This window comes from Microbacterium sp. LWH7-1.2 (genome assembly GCF_038397755.1).
Taxonomy (GTDB): Bacteria; Actinomycetota; Actinomycetes; order Actinomycetales; family Microbacteriaceae; genus Microbacterium.
The window spans coordinates 1,744,660-1,759,504 of sequence record NZ_CP151637.1 but is presented as its reverse complement, the minus strand read 5'-3'; the positions used below and the strand labels follow the sequence as shown (position 1 = coordinate 1,759,504).

At 71.0% G+C, this 14,845-nt stretch carries 12 protein-coding genes; 2 read left to right on the top strand and 10 right to left on the bottom strand.

Translation table 11 applies throughout. The features are described from left to right. Positions 1-147: 147 nt before the first annotated feature. The 6 genes from MRBLWH7_RS08315 to MRBLWH7_RS08290 form a co-directional block, all read right to left on the bottom strand. On the bottom strand, positions 148-1,311 hold the full coding sequence (locus MRBLWH7_RS08315) for a mannitol-1-phosphate 5-dehydrogenase (RefSeq protein WP_342001034.1): 1,164 nt from the start codon (positions 1,309-1,311) through the stop codon (positions 148-150). After that, positions 1,311-1,748: a PTS sugar transporter subunit IIA gene (locus MRBLWH7_RS08310; protein ID WP_342001032.1), complete on the bottom strand. Its 438-nt coding sequence runs from the start codon at positions 1,746-1,748 to the stop codon at positions 1,311-1,313. Before MRBLWH7_RS08310 ends, MRBLWH7_RS08315 begins: the two co-directional genes overlap by 1 nt. A gap of 149 nt (positions 1,749-1,897) precedes the next feature. After that, the gene (locus MRBLWH7_RS08305) at positions 1,898-3,457 is read right to left on the bottom strand and encodes a PTS mannitol transporter subunit IICB (RefSeq protein ID WP_342001029.1); all 1,560 of its coding nucleotides are present in this window, start codon (positions 3,455-3,457) and stop codon (positions 1,898-1,900) included. Positions 3,458-3,502: 45 nt separating this feature from the next. Further along, complete coding sequence (gene ptsP, locus MRBLWH7_RS08300) at positions 3,503-5,158, bottom strand: phosphoenolpyruvate--protein phosphotransferase (protein ID WP_342001026.1); 1,656 nt, start codon at positions 5,156-5,158, stop codon at positions 3,503-3,505. Between the two features lie 2 nt (positions 5,159-5,160). After that, complete coding sequence (locus tag MRBLWH7_RS08295; RefSeq protein WP_342001023.1) at positions 5,161-5,439, bottom strand: HPr family phosphocarrier protein; 279 nt, start codon at positions 5,437-5,439, stop codon at positions 5,161-5,163. A 42-nt stretch (positions 5,440-5,481) separates the two neighbouring features. After that, positions 5,482-5,835, bottom strand: coding sequence for a PTS sugar transporter (locus MRBLWH7_RS08290; protein WP_342001020.1), 354 nt, complete (start codon positions 5,833-5,835; stop codon positions 5,482-5,484). A gap of 130 nt (positions 5,836-5,965) precedes the next feature. Between MRBLWH7_RS08290 and MRBLWH7_RS08285 the strand changes: the two genes are divergently transcribed. Beyond that, the gene (locus MRBLWH7_RS08285) at positions 5,966-7,900 is read left to right on the top strand and encodes a PRD domain-containing protein (protein WP_342001017.1); all 1,935 of its coding nucleotides are present in this window, start codon (positions 5,966-5,968) and stop codon (positions 7,898-7,900) included. 359 nt (positions 7,901-8,259) lie between these two features. Beyond that, the gene (locus tag MRBLWH7_RS08280) at positions 8,260-8,688 is read left to right on the top strand and encodes a hypothetical protein (RefSeq protein WP_342001014.1); all 429 of its coding nucleotides are present in this window, start codon (positions 8,260-8,262) and stop codon (positions 8,686-8,688) included. A 649-nt stretch (positions 8,689-9,337) separates the two neighbouring features. Here the strand turns inward: MRBLWH7_RS08280 and MRBLWH7_RS08275 are convergent. From MRBLWH7_RS08275 to MRBLWH7_RS08260, 4 genes are all read right to left on the bottom strand, one after another. Then, the gene (locus MRBLWH7_RS08275; RefSeq protein WP_341994761.1) at positions 9,338-10,606 is read right to left on the bottom strand and encodes an IS256 family transposase; all 1,269 of its coding nucleotides are present in this window, start codon (positions 10,604-10,606) and stop codon (positions 9,338-9,340) included. A 310-nt stretch (positions 10,607-10,916) separates the two neighbouring features. Beyond that, positions 10,917-11,501, bottom strand: coding sequence for a GNAT family protein (locus MRBLWH7_RS08270; protein WP_342001012.1), 585 nt, complete (start codon positions 11,499-11,501; stop codon positions 10,917-10,919). A 289-nt stretch (positions 11,502-11,790) separates the two neighbouring features. Continuing rightward, the gene (locus MRBLWH7_RS08265; protein ID WP_342001009.1) at positions 11,791-13,914 is read right to left on the bottom strand and encodes a phospho-sugar mutase; all 2,124 of its coding nucleotides are present in this window, start codon (positions 13,912-13,914) and stop codon (positions 11,791-11,793) included. Between the two features lie 11 nt (positions 13,915-13,925). Beyond that, on the bottom strand, positions 13,926-14,759 hold the full coding sequence (locus tag MRBLWH7_RS08260) for a purine-nucleoside phosphorylase (RefSeq protein ID WP_342001007.1): 834 nt from the start codon (positions 14,757-14,759) through the stop codon (positions 13,926-13,928). Between the last annotated feature and the right edge of the window lie 86 nt (positions 14,760-14,845).

Genomic DNA, 14,845 nt, shown 5'->3' with positions numbered 1-14,845 from the left:
CTTCATTCCGTCTCCACACATCGTCGTGTCGTCGGCGCGACGGTGCCGACCCCAGGTTCGAGAGCAACCCTAAGCGTTAGTCGGAATTAACCGAAATTCCACCGTCGCCTCACACGAAGAGACCTCACGAGCGTCGTCTGCGGGAATCTACCCGTTCGCGCTGCCGAGTTCCGCCTGCCGGGCCGCGACGATCGCCTCGACCTTCGGGAAGAGCGGATGCTGCGGCTCGAGGCCCGTGACCGACGCGGTGAACGACGCGGCATCCTGTTCCCGCAGCATCCGTTGCAGGTCCACCGACTGGGCGTCCTCGCTGTCGTCGAAAGCGAGAGCCGCGCCCATCGCGGCGACCAGCGCGTCCACCCCGAGGCCGCGCTCTGCGGCCTCGGCTGCGGGGCCGACGAACCGCTCGTGTCGTGAGAGCTTGCGCAGCGGCTGGCGGCCGACGCGCCACACCGTGTCGGGCAGGGCCTTGTTGCGGAAGCGACCGAGGATCGTCGCGCGGTAGTCGGCGAGCGACGAGGCGTCGAGTCCGTGCTTGGCCTCCAGCAGCGCCGACGTCTCCTCCAGAGCAGCCTCGACCCGCGACGCGATCGCCGGATCGGCCAGCGCGCCGGCGATCGCCTCGACTCCGGCCTGAGCGCCGAAGTACGCCGTGGCCGCATGCCCGGTGTTGACGGTGAAGAGCTTGCGCTCGATGTACGGCGCGAGGTCGTCGACGAAGTGGGCGCCGGGGATGTTCGGCGGGTCGTCGCCGAACGGCGGCCGCTCGATCGCCCACTCGAAGAACGGCTCGACGGTGACGTCGACGCCTGCGCCCTCCGGTTGGGCCGGCACGATCCGGTCGACGGCGGTGTTGGCGAACACCGCGCGTGATGAGAGCGCGTCCCACGCGTCGCCGGCGAGCGCCTTGATCTCGTCACGGAGGAGGTCGGTGGCGTTGATCGCGTTCTCGCACGCCATGATCTGCAGCGGCGGGCTCGAGGGGTCGCGCAGGGCGAGCCCGGCGACGATGTGCGGCGCGACGAACTTGAGGATCGTCGGCCCCACCGCCGTCGTGACGACGTTCGCCCCGGCGATCTCGTCGATGACCTTGTCGGGGTGCTCGGCGCTGTTGATGGCCGTGAAGCCCGTGACGAGCGTGTCGCGACCGCCCTCGCCCACCTCGTGCACCGTGTAGCGGGACACGTGGTTGATCGCGTCGACGAGCGGTGCGGCGACGTCCGAGAAGACGAGTTCGTACCCGCCCTCGTGCAGGAGCAGCCCGACGAACCCTCGCCCGATGTTGCCGGCCCCGAAGTGGACGGCCTTCATCAGACGCCCGCCGCCGACACCAGGCCGAACAGCTCCTCCGGCGTCTGGGCGGTCTTGAGCCGTTCGACCTCGTCCTCGTCCGAGAAGAGGATCGCGATCTGCGACAGGATCTCGAGGTGCTCGTCGCCCTTGCCGGCGATGCCGATCACGAAGGTCACGGGGTTGCCGTCCCAGTCCACGCCGCCGTCGTAGCGAACCACCGACAGCGCCGACTCGAGGATCTCGCCCTTGGTCTCGTTGGTGCCATGGGGGATCGCGAGCTCGTTCCCCATGTACGTCGACACGGTCTGCTCGCGCTGGAGCATCGCGTCGTAGTAGGCGCCGGTGACGGCGCCCGCCGACTGCAGGATGTCCGCCGCCTCCCGCATCGCCTCGTCGCGCGAAGCGCTCCCGGAGTGGATGCGCACCTGGCCGATGCTCAGAACCTCGCGTGCCATGTTGTCGCCTTTCTCGTCGTTCGTCTGTGTCGCCGGAGGAGATACGGATGCCGCGACCCGCCGCCCGTTCCGAGCAGCGGGGCGCGGCTGTGCCGAGGGCGGTGGGACCGGGGGCGTTGAAAGCCCGCCCGGCCCCACCGCGGTCTCAGCTACGCGGTTCCATCCTCGTGCTGGGTGCGGACAAGGTCCACGACCTCGTCGTATCGCGGCGAGTTCATGAAGTTGTCGACCGACACGTGCACCGAGTTCGGCGTCTTCTGCCGTGCGCGATCCGTGAGCTGGTTCTGCGTGATCACCAGGTCGGCCGACGCGTCCAGGGCCGCGATCGCCTTGTTGGTGACCGTGACGTCCTCGATGCCCGCCTTCTTGATCTTGTTGCGCAGGACGCTCGCGCCCATGGCCGACGAACCCATGCCCGCGTCGCACGCGAACACGATGTTGTGGATCTCGCGCTCCGTCATGGTCGCGGGCTCGATGCCGCCGTCGGCGCTCGTGGCCGCGCCGCCGCGCAGGCCGTCCAGTGCCGCCGACGACTTGCCCTTGGCCGCCGCGGTCTGCGTGATCGCCGCGCCGAAAGCGTCGTCGGTCGCCGCCATCGCCTCGAGGTCGCGCTTGCGCGAAGCACGCAGGATGACCCACGAGATGAGGAATGTCACGGTGGCCGCCAGCACCACCGAGAGCAGGACGGCGACATAGGAGTTGTTCGCGACCTGGGCGATCACCGCGAAGATGCTGCCCGGTGCGGCCGGGGCTCGGAGGGCACCGCCCAGGAGCATGTTCGTCGTGACGCCGGTCATACCGCCGGCGATCAGCGCGAGGATCAGCATCGGCTTCATCAGCGCGTACGGGAAGTACACCTCGTGGATGCCGCCGAAGAACTGGATCACCGCGGCGCCCGGGGCGGAGGCGCGCGCGGCGCCGATGCCGAAGAACGTGAACGCGAGGAGCAGACCCACGCCGGGGCCGGGGTTGGCCTCGAGCAGGAACAGGATCGACGATCCGGTCTCGGCGGACTGCTGGATGCCGAGCGGCGTGAGCACGCCGTGGTTGATCGCGTTGTTCAGGAAGAACACCTTCGCCGGCTCGATGATGATGCTCGTGAGCGGCAGCAGGTTCATCGAGACGAGCCAGTCCACCGCGTTGCTCAGCACCTGCATGATGCCGTTGACGAGCCACGCGATCGGGTAGAACCCGATGATCGCGAGCACGAAGCCCCAGATGCCCGCCGAGAACATGTTCACGAGCATCTCGAAGCCGGCACGGATCTTGCCCTCCCACAGGCTGTCCAGCCACCGCATGGTGTAGGCGCAGATCGGGGCCATGATCATCGCGCCGATGAACATGTGCACCTGGCCCAGCTGGTTGTCCGCCGGCAGGTCGGCGTTGATCTGGGCGATCAGGTAATCCGACCCGGCTATGGCGCCGAACGTTCCGATCGAGGCGACCACGCCGCCGCGGACACCGTAGATGATGCTGCCGCCGGTATACGCGATCAGGATCGGCAGGAGGTAGTGGATGAAGGGACCCACCAGCGTCGCGAGCGCCGGGACCGGGGTCCAGCCGACCGCGATGAAGAACGCGGTGAAGATGCCCCACGCGATGAGCGCGGGGATGTTCGGCATGATCATGCCGGACAGGAACGTGCCGAAGCGCTGGACTCCGACTCGCGCCCTGCTGGTGCCCGAAGCGGGCACTGACGCCGTTGTCATTTTGCTGTCTCCCTTGTGTGTGGGTGTCCAGGCCGTCACGACGGCCTATCGGGTGGCCGCCTGCTGGGCTGCGGACCGGGCGGATGCCGCGTCGTTCGCGGCGAGTGCGGCCGAGGCGATGTCGCGTGCCTGGGCGATGGAGTGCTGGAGAAGGGTGGCCCGCACGTCGGCGAGGGCCGTGGGTGCCATGGACAGGCTCGTGGCGCCCAGGCCGACGAGCACGACGGCGAGCAGGGGATCTGCCGCCGCCTCACCGCAGATGCCGACCGGCTTGCCGTTCGCGGCGCCGGCTTCGCCGACCTCGCGGATCAGGCGCAGCACCGCCGGGTGCCACGGGTCCTGGAACGACGCGACCGACCCGAGGAGTCGGTCTGCGGCGAGCGTGTACTGCGTGAGGTCGTTGGTGCCGATGGAGGCGAAGTCCGCGTCCACCAGGATGCGATCGGCGAGCAGCGCCGAGGACGGCACCTCCACCATGACGCCCGCGGTCTTGATGCCGTAGTCGCGCGCGAGGTCGACGAAGTACTCCGTCTCCTCGACCGTGGCGATCATCGGCGCCATGACCCAGAGGTCGGCGTCGGTGGCGGCATCCGCTTCGGCAAGTGCCGTGAGCTGCTCGCGCAGGATGTCCTCGCTGGCGCGGAGGGCGCGGATGCCGCGGAGCCCGAGCGCGGGGTTCTCCTCGTGCGCGTCGTTCAGGAACGCGAGCGGCTTGTCGGCGCCGGCGTCCAGCACCCGGACGACGACCTTCTTGCCCGGGAACGCGGCGAGCAGCTTCGTGTACGCCTCGCGCTGCTGCTCGACGGTGGGCGCCTGGTTCGAGCTCAGGAACAGGAACTCGGTGCGGAACAGGCCCACGCCCTCGGCGCCCAGTGCGACCGCGTCGGTCGCGCCCTCCGGGTTGCCGAGGTTCGCCAGCAGCGGGATCGGGGTGCCGTCCGCGAGCGCGCCGTCGGTGATCGGCGCCGACGCCTGCGCGGCGCGGGCGTCGGCGCGGTTCTGCGCCCGCTCGAGCTCGGCGGTGGTCGGTTCGGTCGTCACGACACCGGCGGCGGCATCCACGATCACGGTCTCGCCGTCGCGCAGCCCGGTCGCCGAGGTGGCACCGACGATCGCGACGATCGACTTCTCCCGCGCGAGGATCGCGGTGTGGGAGGTCGGCCCGCCCTCCGTGGTCACCAGGGCGAGCACCTTGTCGAGGTCGAGGAGTGCCGTGTCGGCCGGCGCGAGGTCCTTCGCGACGAGGACGAACGGATGCCCGGGGTCCGGCACACCCGGAGCCGGCACACCGCGGAGCCGGGCGATCACACGCTGCGCCACGTCGTCGAGGTCCGCCGCGCGCTCGCCGAGGTAGCCGCCCATCGCCGTGAGCTGGTCGCGGAACGATGCGAAGGCGTCGAACACCGCGAACTCGCCCGTCTTGCCCTGCGCCAGACGCGCGCCGATCTCGTCGGCGAGCGTCGGGTCCTCCGCCATCATCGCCTGCGCCTCGAGCACCTCCTGCGCGGCGCCGCCCGCCTGCAGCCCCCGGGCCTCGAGCTCGCGCGCGACGGTGGCGACAGCATCCGCCACCCGCGACTTCTCGTCCTCGACGCCCAGCGTGCTGGCAGCGTCCGAGGGCGGCGGCGCCGGCTCGGCCATGCGTGCGACGGGTCCCTGAGCGACGCCCAGGCCGATTCCCACGCCACGGAGTTCGGTCATCTTCAGGCCTCCGCGTCGTGGTCGGTGGTGAGCAGCTCCGCAAGCGTGTCGAGCGTCGACTCGGCGCCGTCGCCGTCCGCGGTGAGGGTCACGTAGTCGCCCTGCTCGACGCCCAGCGCGATCACGCCGAGGATGCTCGCCGCGTTGACCGGGCTTCCCGCATCCTTCGCGATGGTGATCGGGATGCCGGCATCCTTCGCCGCCTGCGCGAACAGCTTGGCCGGACGCGCGTGCAGACCGTGCGTCGATCCGATGCGGACGGTGCGGGAGATGGGTGGCATGTCGTGACCTCTCTGTCTGGTCTTTGTTCGTCGTGGTGAAGTTCAGTGGGTGGGCGGCGGTGCCGCGTCCGCGGCCGGGAGCGGCCCCCCGGGGCTCCCGATCGCGGCGCGGACCAGCGCGAGTGTGCGCGTGCCGTCGCGGTCTCCGAAGATGTCGGGCGGCAGCAGGACCACCGTCGTGCCTCGCGCGGCGGCATCCCGTTCTATGCGCTCGAGCGCATGGACCAGGTGCGGACCCACGAGGACCACGTCGGCGGCGTCGAGATCGATCGGAAGCGACTGCTCGGTGCCGGCGAAGGCGGAGTAGTCGAGTCCCTCGGCGTGGGCCGCATGACGCACGCGCTGAGCGACGAAGGTGCTCGAGGCACCCGCTCCGCACACCACCAGGATCCTCATCGACCCGCCTCCTCGTCTGCCCATTCTTGTGAGAACGCTGGGAGGGGACAACCATTCCTTCTTCCGCGGGGGCGGAAACGCGGCGGCGACCGACGGCCCCGGGCGATGGCGCGCGTGGTTGACTGGGCGTGTGACCCGAGCCCGGCAAGATCGTGTGCTCGGACTGCTCCTGCGCGACGGCGACTGGGTCACGGCATCCGCTCTCGCCGACGCGCTGGGTGTGACTCCGCGCAGCATCCGGTCGTACGTCACCGCCGCCAACGCGCGGGTGGCGCCGGGCGTCGCGGTCGAGTCCGGACCGCAGGGCTACCGTGCCGGGTCCGACGCCGCTGCCGCGCTGCGGGCGGGCGGCGACACCGGCACACCGCGCGACCGGCTGCACACCCTCGTGCGGGCGCTCCTCGACGCCCCCGACGGCATCGACGTGTTCGACACCGCCGACGCGCTGCATGTCTCGCCCGCCACCGTCGACGCCGACCTCGCCCGCGTCCGCGGACTGCTGGGCGGCACCGAGCTCACCCTCGAGCGCTCCGCGTCCCGCGCGCGGTTGCGTGGAACCGAGGGTGCGCAGCGGCGTCTGCTCAGCCGGCTCGCGCACGACGAGATGGACGCGGGGTCGTTCGACCTCGCCGCGCTCCGCCGCACGCTCGGAGAAGGGTCGGTCGGCGCCCAGGCGTTCGGCCCGTTCAAGACCGAGCTGGTGGCGCGCCTGGGTGAACTGGGGTGGTTCGTCAACGAGTTCGGCATCGCCGACGTCGTGATGCACATCGCGATCGCGGCCGACCGCACCTCGCGCGACCGCCCGCTCGACGCCGTCGTCGGCGCCGCGCGGGAGCGGCCGACCCAGAACCAGGTCGCCGAGATCATCGCGGAGCTCTCGGAGCGCCACCTCGGCGTACGGCTCGGCAGCGCCGATCTGCAGCACCTCGCGACGCTGGTGCTGACGCGCGTGGTCGCGCCCGACGGACACGAGGACGCAGCATCCGGGGCCGCACCGTCGTCCCTCGATCCGGAGGTCGAGGCCGTCGTGCGGGAGGTCGTGACGGCGGCGGCCGAAGAGTTCCTCGTCGACATCGCGCACGACGACTTCGTCGCGCGGCTCGCGCTGCACGTGCAGAACCTGCTGCACCGCGCGCGCGAGCAGGCGTGGTCCCGCAACCCGCTGACGCGGTCGCTGAAGTCCACGTACCCGATGATCTTCGAGGTCGCGGTGTTCATCGCGAGCCGGCTGCAGCAGCGGCTCGGCATCCCCCTGCCGGACGACGAGATCGCCTACATCGCGATGCACGTCGGGGGCCGGCTCGAGCGCAGCCGCCGGGCCGACCAGCTGCTCACCGCGACCATCGTGTGCCCCGGCTACTACGACCTGCACGAGCTGCTGCGCTCGAGCGTCGACCGCTCGCTCGGGCAGGCGATCGAGGTCGTCGGCGTCGAGACGCGCGTCGATCCCGACTGGGTCTCGATCGACACCGATCTCATCCTGACCACGATCGATTCCCCGACCACGACCGACCGGATCGTGCGGATCCAGCCGTTCCTCACCGACGCCGACGTCGAGCGGGTGCAGTCCGCGGCCGGCCGCATCCGCCGCTCACGCCGCCTGGCCCGGCTGCGCGCCGAGCTGGAGCGCTATTTCGAGCCCTCGGCGTTCGTTCGCGGGTTCGACGAGGCGGCGGGGGAGGAGGGAGTGATCCGCGGGCTCGGCGCGCTGCTCCAGGCCTGCGGCGTCATCGACGCCGAGTACGTCGAGCGCACCATCGAGCGCGAGCGCCTGTCGTCGACCGCGTTCACTGATGCCCTGGCCGTGCCGCACGCCCTCGAGATGACGGCGTCCCGCACGGCCATCGCCATCGGCATCGCCGACCCCTCGATCCCGTGGGGCGACGGCCGCGTGCAGGTCGTGGCGCTGGTGGCGTTCTCCGAGACCGACCGCGAGGCGTTCCAGACGGTGTTCGAGCAGTTCGTCGAGGTGTTCAGCGAGCGCGACAGCGTCCAGCGCATCGTGCGCCGCGGCACCGACTTCAACGCCTTCCTCGACGAGCTCGTCGCCGTCATCGACGGCTGAGCCGCAGCATCCGTCTGGTTCTTTGCGTTCCTCCGGTGTTCGGGGCGCGCGGCGAACGTTCGGGGCGTGCGCCGTGCGCCCCGATCGCACGCGGTGCGCCCCAACCGGGACCCGGGACGGATGCTGCCCGCCGGTGTCGTGTCATGGGGCGCCGCGAGCTGTCGCGTGGGTTCGGGGCGCACGGCGAACGTCCGGGGCGTGCGCCGTGCGCCCCGATCGCATGCGGTGCGCCCCAACCGGGACCCGGGACGGATGCTGAAGGCCTCGAGCCGCGTTCGCAAGTCGACGGCCGTCGCGAGGTGGGGCCAACCCCATCGGGCAAGGCTGCGCTGGGTGGTCCCGCGGATCCAGTCCTCCCGTTGCTTCTCCTCGTCGAAGATCTGCGACGACGTGCGGCCGTCGAGGATCTTCCGGTCGACGTACTTGATCGCTCCGTCGAACTCGCCGAAGGCGTTGGCCTCGTCCAGGCCGAAATCGACATAGTACGGATGGATGCCTCGCCCGGGCACCGCGACCTGCAGCCCGATGACACGGAATCCGATCTCGCGGAGCCGGATTCGGCTGATGCTCTCGCCCGGCAGCTGTGCGCGCCCGTCGGCGAAGTCGAGGACGCGACGAGCGCGCGTGACGCCGTGAGCCGATCGGCTCGCGATCACGAGCACTTCGCGCCGGAACCGCTCCGCCCCGTCGAAGTCGTACTCATCCGGGCCAGCGACGAACCGCTGGCGGAGCGCGGCGTCGGCGACCGTGACCGCCTGCTCGAACGAGGCAGTTCGGGCGACGTCTGAGATCGTGCGTGCGAGCGAGGTGATCCGGAGCCCGTCGATCTCGACCACGTCATCTTCTCGGAGTTCGCCGCGGTGGCGGATCACGCCGCCGGCAGCACCCGGTCGCGAATGCGGCGCGATGACGTGGACCCGCCGTCGATCCGCACGATAGAGCGGGAGCCCGTGCGCGGCCGCGGCGGTCTCGTGGGAGACCACCGGAGCGGTCGGCGAGGTCAGCGCCAGGGCGTGAGCGCGAGCGATCACGCGATCTTCGGGCTTTGCGGCATTCCATGCCGCTGCGTCCACGTACACACCGAGTCGGAGCCGCATGAGCTCGCCGCCGGCGACCGAAGCGGTCAATCGGCGGGATGTCGTCGTTGCCAGAAGCCTGTCGCGTCTGAGAAGGGTGAGGGTCGCCATGACGGCGAGTCTCCGACGTATCGATCGCACGTGCGGCCCCGGACCCCCGCGTCTGTGGACAAGACCACCCTGTGGAGGAAGGTCCGTCCGTGGTCGCAGCATCCGTTCTCCCGTACTTTTCGGGTTCGGGGCGCGCCGCGAACGTTCGGGGCGTGCGACGTGCGCCCCGAACGTTCGCGACGCGCCCCAAAGCCTGAAGGTCAAGTCCCGTTGAGTGGTGTCACTCCGTTTGCTCCTTGATGGGTGGGGGTCAGGCGGTGAGGTAGAGCTCGGGGCGGGCGGGTTCGGTGTGCGCGTGGAGGGTGTGGACGAGTTTGCGCATGGAGATGTCGGAGAAGTAGCGGCGTTCGCCGTATTGCCATTCCTCGTGCTGTTCCTGCAGGACGGCGCCGATGAGCCGGGTCACGGAGTCGCGGTCGGGGAAGATCTGCACGACGTCGGCGCGGCGTTTGATCTCGCGGTTGAGGCGTTCGATGGGGTTGTTCGACCAGATCTTCTGCCAGTGCTCGCGGGGCATCGCCGCGAACCCGGTGAGGTCGGGTTCGGCGGCTTCGAGCATGGCGGCGATCTCGGGGAATGAGGAGCGCAGGCTGTCGGTGACTTGCTGGTACTGGGCGAGCACGGCCTCCGGGGTGGTCTGCGCGAAGATCGTGGTGATCAGCGCGTTGACCGGCTTGGAGCGGGCCGAGCCCAGGCGTTGGGTGACGTTGCGGGCGAAGTGGACCCGGCAGCGCTGCCACCCGGCTCCGGGCAGGATCGCTTTGACCGCGGCCTTCAGGCCAGCGTGCGCGTCGGACGTGACCAGGGCGACGCCTTCCGGGTCGGCGTCGGTGGCGACCTTCAGGCCGCGGTCGCGGAGGCCGCGGAGGAACTCGGTCCAGAAGTCGGTGGTCTCCGCGTCCCCAAGGCTCATGCCCAGGATCTCCCGCCGCCCATCGCCGGAGACGCCGGTCGCGACGACGAGGGCTTGCGAGACGACGCGGCCGCGGTGGCGGACGTCGAGGTAGGTGGCGTCCAGGAACAGATACGGGAACCAGGTGTGGTCGATCCGACGGTGCAGGAACTCCTGCACCGCCTCGTCGATCTCGGCGCAGATCCGAGAGACCGTCGACCTCGAGATGCCGGTGTCGTTGCCCAACGCGCGGATCAGCTGGTCGACCTTCCGAGTGCTCACCCCGTCGATCCAGGCCTGACAGATCACCGCGTAGAGCGCCTTGTCCACCCGGCGGCGGGGGCTGAGCAGCGACGGGAAGAACGACCCCTCCCGCAGCTTCGGGATCTGCAGGTCGACCTCGCCGGCCGGGGTCGCGAGGGTCTTCGGACGCGTGCCGTTGCGGCGGGTGGTGCGCTCCGGGGTGCGTTCGTGTGGGGCGGCACCGATCTTCATGGTCGCTTCCGCGTTGATCAGATCCTGCAGGCCGGCCTGCAGCATCCGCCGGAAGACGTCGGAGTGGGCCAGGTCGGGATCGGCGAGGACTTCGCCGATCAGGGTCGTCAGGGCAGACTGGTGGTGGGTCATCGTGGGATCTCTGCTTTGCTTCTTGCCGGAAACAACTGGTCATCCCACGATGGCCCTTCATCGTCTACGACAACGAGGGCCCCGCGGGAAGTGACACCACGCTATGGGACTCACCCAGCCTGAAGAGGTCAGGCGCCACGACGCCGAGCCGCACTGACCCGGGAAGACCCGATCCTGCGTGTGGGGCACGACAGACGTTTGGGGCGCGCGACGTGCGCCCCAAACCATCGCGACGCGCCCCAAACTCGGAGGGTGGCCTGAAGCCGGGCCAGGACCAGACGATGAGCGGGACGGATGCTGCGCCCCAGGGTCAGCCGCGGGTGAGGCGCTCCGTGAGGTCGAGGCGCACGGCCGGCCACTCGGTGGGGAGGATCGAGAAGACCACGGTGTCGCGGAGGGTGCCGTCGGGGCCGAGGCGGTGGTTGCGCAGCACGCCGTCCTGCTTGGCGCCGAGGCGCGCGATCGCGGCACGGGACTGGCGGTTGTGCCAGTGCGTGCGGAACTCGACCGCGATGGCGTCGCACTGCTCGAACGCGTGGGCGAGCAGCAGCAGCTTCGACGCCGTGTTCACGAAGGTGCGCTGCGCCTCGATCCCGATCCAGGTGTGCCCGATCTCGACGTGCCGGTTGGCCTGGTCGATGTTGCAGAACGTGGTCTCGCCGACGACCTTCCCCGTGTCGAGCCGGCGCACCGCCCAGGGGTTCATGTGACCTTCGTCGCGCCACGTCAGGCGTCGTGCGATGTCGGCCGCGATGCTCTCCGCGCGCGGCACCGACGTGTACCACGTGTGTTCCAGGCCCACCGCCGCGGCGGCCAGGTCGGCCTCGTGCGCGGGGGAAAGGGGTTCGAGGCGGACGTGTGCATTCTCGAGGGTGACGGGCGAGGTGAGGAGCATGCTTCGAGCGTAGAGCTGCATGCCCGCCGCCGCCCGCGGTGCTGCGTCGTGCTCCGCTCGGGGGTGACGGATGCCGCAGCCGCAGCATCCGTCTCCTTCACGTCATCGCCGCCGACGTGACCCTCGTTCTGGGGCGCGCGGTGCACAGTCGGGGCGCACGCCGCGGGCCCCGAACGCACGCCGTGCGCCCCGAACGCACGCCGTGCGCCGCGAACGCACGCCGCGCGCCCCGAACGCACGCCGCGCGCCCCGAACCACGCGGAACCCGAATCCAGCGGAGCGACGAGCGTCAGCCGCCGTACTCGGCGAGCAGCGCGCGGGCGCCGTCGGCGAGGGCCGCGATGCGCGCGGCGGCGTCGTCGCGGGACTCGCCCCGCACGTCGAGGTACAGCTTGAGCTTGGGCTCGGTGCCGCTCGGCCGCACGACGACGCGCGAGCCGTCGGCGAGCCACAGGCGGAGCACATCGCCGGGCGGCAGGTCGTCGACGCCGTCGAGAAGATCGTCGACGCGCTCGACGGCGACCTCGCCGACGGATGACGGATGCCGCTCGCGCAGCGCCGCCATGATGCGGGCGATCTGCGACACGTCCTCGACGCGGATCGACACCTGGTCGCTCGCGAACGCGCCGAACTGCTCGTCGAACTCGGTCAGCAGGTCGCCGAGGGTCGCGCCCCTGCCGCGCGCCTCGGCCACCATGCCGAGGATCGCGACGGCGGCTGAGATGCCGTCCTTGTCGCGGACCGTCCCGGGGTTCACGAGGTAGCCGAGGGCCTCCTCGAAGCCGTACACGATGCCCGGCGCACGCGAGATCCACTTGAAGCCCGTGAGCGTCGCATGGAAGTCGAGGCCGTAGTGCTCCGCGACCGCCGCGAGGCCAGGCGATGACACCAGCGAGCACGCGAGCGAGGCTCCCTCGGCGGGTCCGTCGGCGGTCGCGAGCCGCCCGGCGCGCCAGCCGAGCAGCAGGCCGATCTCGTTGCCCGTGAGGCGGCGCCAGCCGCCGTCGGCGGAGTCGTCGGGGATGGCGACCGCGAGGCGGTCCGCGTCGGGATCGTTGGCGATGACGAGCTCGGCCCCTGCCTCGCGCGCGGCGTCGAACGCGAGGTCCATCGCCCCCGGCTCCTCCGGGTTCGGGAACGCCACGGTCGGGAACGCGCCGTCGGGCTCGAGCTGTGCCGACACCGGTACCGGCGCGGGGTAGCCCGCGGTCTCGAGGATGCGCGACAGCGTCTCCCAGCCGACCCCGTGCATCGCCGTGTACACCCACGTGAGGCCCTCGGCCCCGGCTGGTGCGGGCGCGACCGCGGCGGTCGCGGCGATGTACTCGTCGATGACGCTCTCGGTGGCGAGCTCGAACCCGAGCGAGCGCGGAACCGTGCTGATGTCGCCGGCCTCCGCCACGCGCTCGATGTGCGCGGCGATCTCGGCGTCGGCCGGCGACACGATCTGCGAGCCGTCGTCGGCCCCGCCGAGGTACACCTTGTAGCCGTTGTCGTCGGGCGGGTTGTGGCTCGCCGTGACCATGACGCCGGCGGCGGCGCCGAAGTGCCGCACCGCGAACGCCAGCACCGGCGTCGGGAGCAGACGCGGCATCAGGATCGCGCGCAGCCCCGCGCCCGCGAAGATCTCGGCGGAGTCGCGCGCGAACACGTCGGAGTTGCGACGCCCGTCATACCCGATCACGACGATCGGAGCGTCGTCGAGGATCCCGGGCACCTCCGGCCCCTCGGCCTCGAGCGCGTCGGCCGACGGGGTCTCGGTGAGCTCGGGCGCCGACGGCTCTGCGAGTCCTTCGGGAACGGATGCTGCGCCCGCATCGTCCTGCGCGGCGGCAGACCCATCGCCGGCGCCGGCGTCATCGCCGCGATCTGGCGCTCCTGCATCGGCGGCGGCATCAGCATCGGCGTGCTCCGGTGCCTCGGCGTCCGCTTCCGCGGGCCCGTCGACCGACTCCACGGGGACGACATCGCTCGGCGTCTCGTCGCCCGACCCCGCGGGTGCGACCACGAGGTCGTCCGCCGCGCCGTCGTGGGCGGCGGCTGCGGCATCCGTATCGCCGTCAGGTGTGCTCGACGAGGCCTCGACACCCACCGGCGGGAGCCCTGCCTGCTCGCGCACGTACGCGGCGAGCCCCGCGGCGGCCTGTGCGACGAGCACGCGGTTCATGCGGTTGCTGCCGGCGCCCAGGGCGCCGCGCAGTCCGGCGGTCCCGAACGCGAGGCGCGCGGAGAACCGGTCGGTGAGATCTTCGAGCGCGGCCGGGTTGCCCGACTCGGCGGCCTCGATCAGCGCGCGCAGTTCCGCGCGGGTCTCCCCATCGGGGTCCTGTGCGAGCCACGCGTGCGCGTGCGCGAGGACGTCGGCGGCAGCATCCGTTCCCGCAGGAGCCTCGTCGGGGGCGGGTTCCTGCACGTCCCCGACGTTCACAGCGCCCCGATCACGCGGGCCAGCAGCGATGAGATGACCGGCTCGGCCTCGCGGCCGGCGTCGAGCACCTCCTGATGGCTGAGCGGCGTCTTCTGGATGCCCGCGGCCATGTTGGTGATGAGCGACAGACCGAGGATCTCCATGCCCGCCTGGCGCGCGGCGATCGCCTCGAGCGCGGTCGACATGCCGACGATGTGCCCGCCGAACGACTTGACCATCTGGACCTCGGCCGGAGTCTCGTACTGCGGCCCGCGGAACTGGGTGTACACGCCCTCGTCGAGGCTCGGGTCGATGGAGCGCGCGAGGTCGCGGAGCCGCAGCGAGTAGAGGTCGGTGAGGTCGATGAACGTCGCGCCCTCGAGGGGGGTGTCGCCGGTCATGTTGATGTGGTCGCTGATGAGCACCGGGCGACCGGGGGTCCACGTGTGCTTGATGCCGCCGGCGCCGTTCGTGAGCACCATCGTGCGCACGCCCGCGGCCGCCGCGGTGCGCACGCTGTGCACCACGCGGCGGACGCCGTAGCCCTCGTAGTAGTGGGTGCGGGCGCCGATCACCAGCACGCGGCGGCCCTTGGGGGTGACGACGCTGCGCAGGGTGCCCACGTGGCCGGTGAGGGCCGGGGCGCTGAAGCCGGTCACCTGGGTGGCGGGGAACGTCGAGGTGGTCTCACCCAGGAGCTCCGCGGCCTTGCCCCAGCCGCTGCCGAGCGTGAGCGCGATGTCGTGACGCTCGACGCCGGTGATGCGGGCGATGTCCTCCGCGGCGGCGGCGGCCACCGCGAAGGGGTCGGCCGTGGGGTCGTCGAGAGGATTGCCGGTGGTGTCTGACATGGGACCACTTTAGGAACGGACGGCGACGAGGGCCAGCGGAGCGGCATCCGCACGCGCCCGGGAGTGTCGCGGTGTCGTTTCGGGGT

Coding starts and splice junctions, on each gene's coding strand:
- MRBLWH7_RS08315 (WP_342001034.1), bottom strand. CDS start 1,311: ATGAAGGCCGTCCACTTCGGGGCCGGCAACATCGGGCGAGGGTTCGTC.
- MRBLWH7_RS08310 (WP_342001032.1), bottom strand. CDS start 1,748: ATGGCACGCGAGGTTCTGAGCATCGGCCAGGTGCGCATCCACTCCGGG.
- MRBLWH7_RS08305 (WP_342001029.1), bottom strand. CDS start 3,457: ATGACAACGGCGTCAGTGCCCGCTTCGGGCACCAGCAGGGCGCGAGTC.
- ptsP (WP_342001026.1), bottom strand. CDS start 5,158: ATGACCGAACTCCGTGGCGTGGGAATCGGCCTGGGCGTCGCTCAGGGA.
- MRBLWH7_RS08295 (WP_342001023.1), bottom strand. CDS start 5,439: ATGCCACCCATCTCCCGCACCGTCCGCATCGGATCGACGCACGGTCTG.
- MRBLWH7_RS08290 (WP_342001020.1), bottom strand. CDS start 5,835: ATGAGGATCCTGGTGGTGTGCGGAGCGGGTGCCTCGAGCACCTTCGTC.
- MRBLWH7_RS08275 (WP_341994761.1), bottom strand. CDS start 10,606: ATGACCCACCACCAGTCTGCCCTGACGACCCTGATCGGCGAAGTCCTC.
- MRBLWH7_RS08270 (WP_342001012.1), bottom strand. CDS start 11,501: ATGCTCCTCACCTCGCCCGTCACCCTCGAGAATGCACACGTCCGCCTC.
- MRBLWH7_RS08260 (WP_342001007.1), bottom strand. CDS start 14,759: ATGTCAGACACCACCGGCAATCCTCTCGACGACCCCACGGCCGACCCC.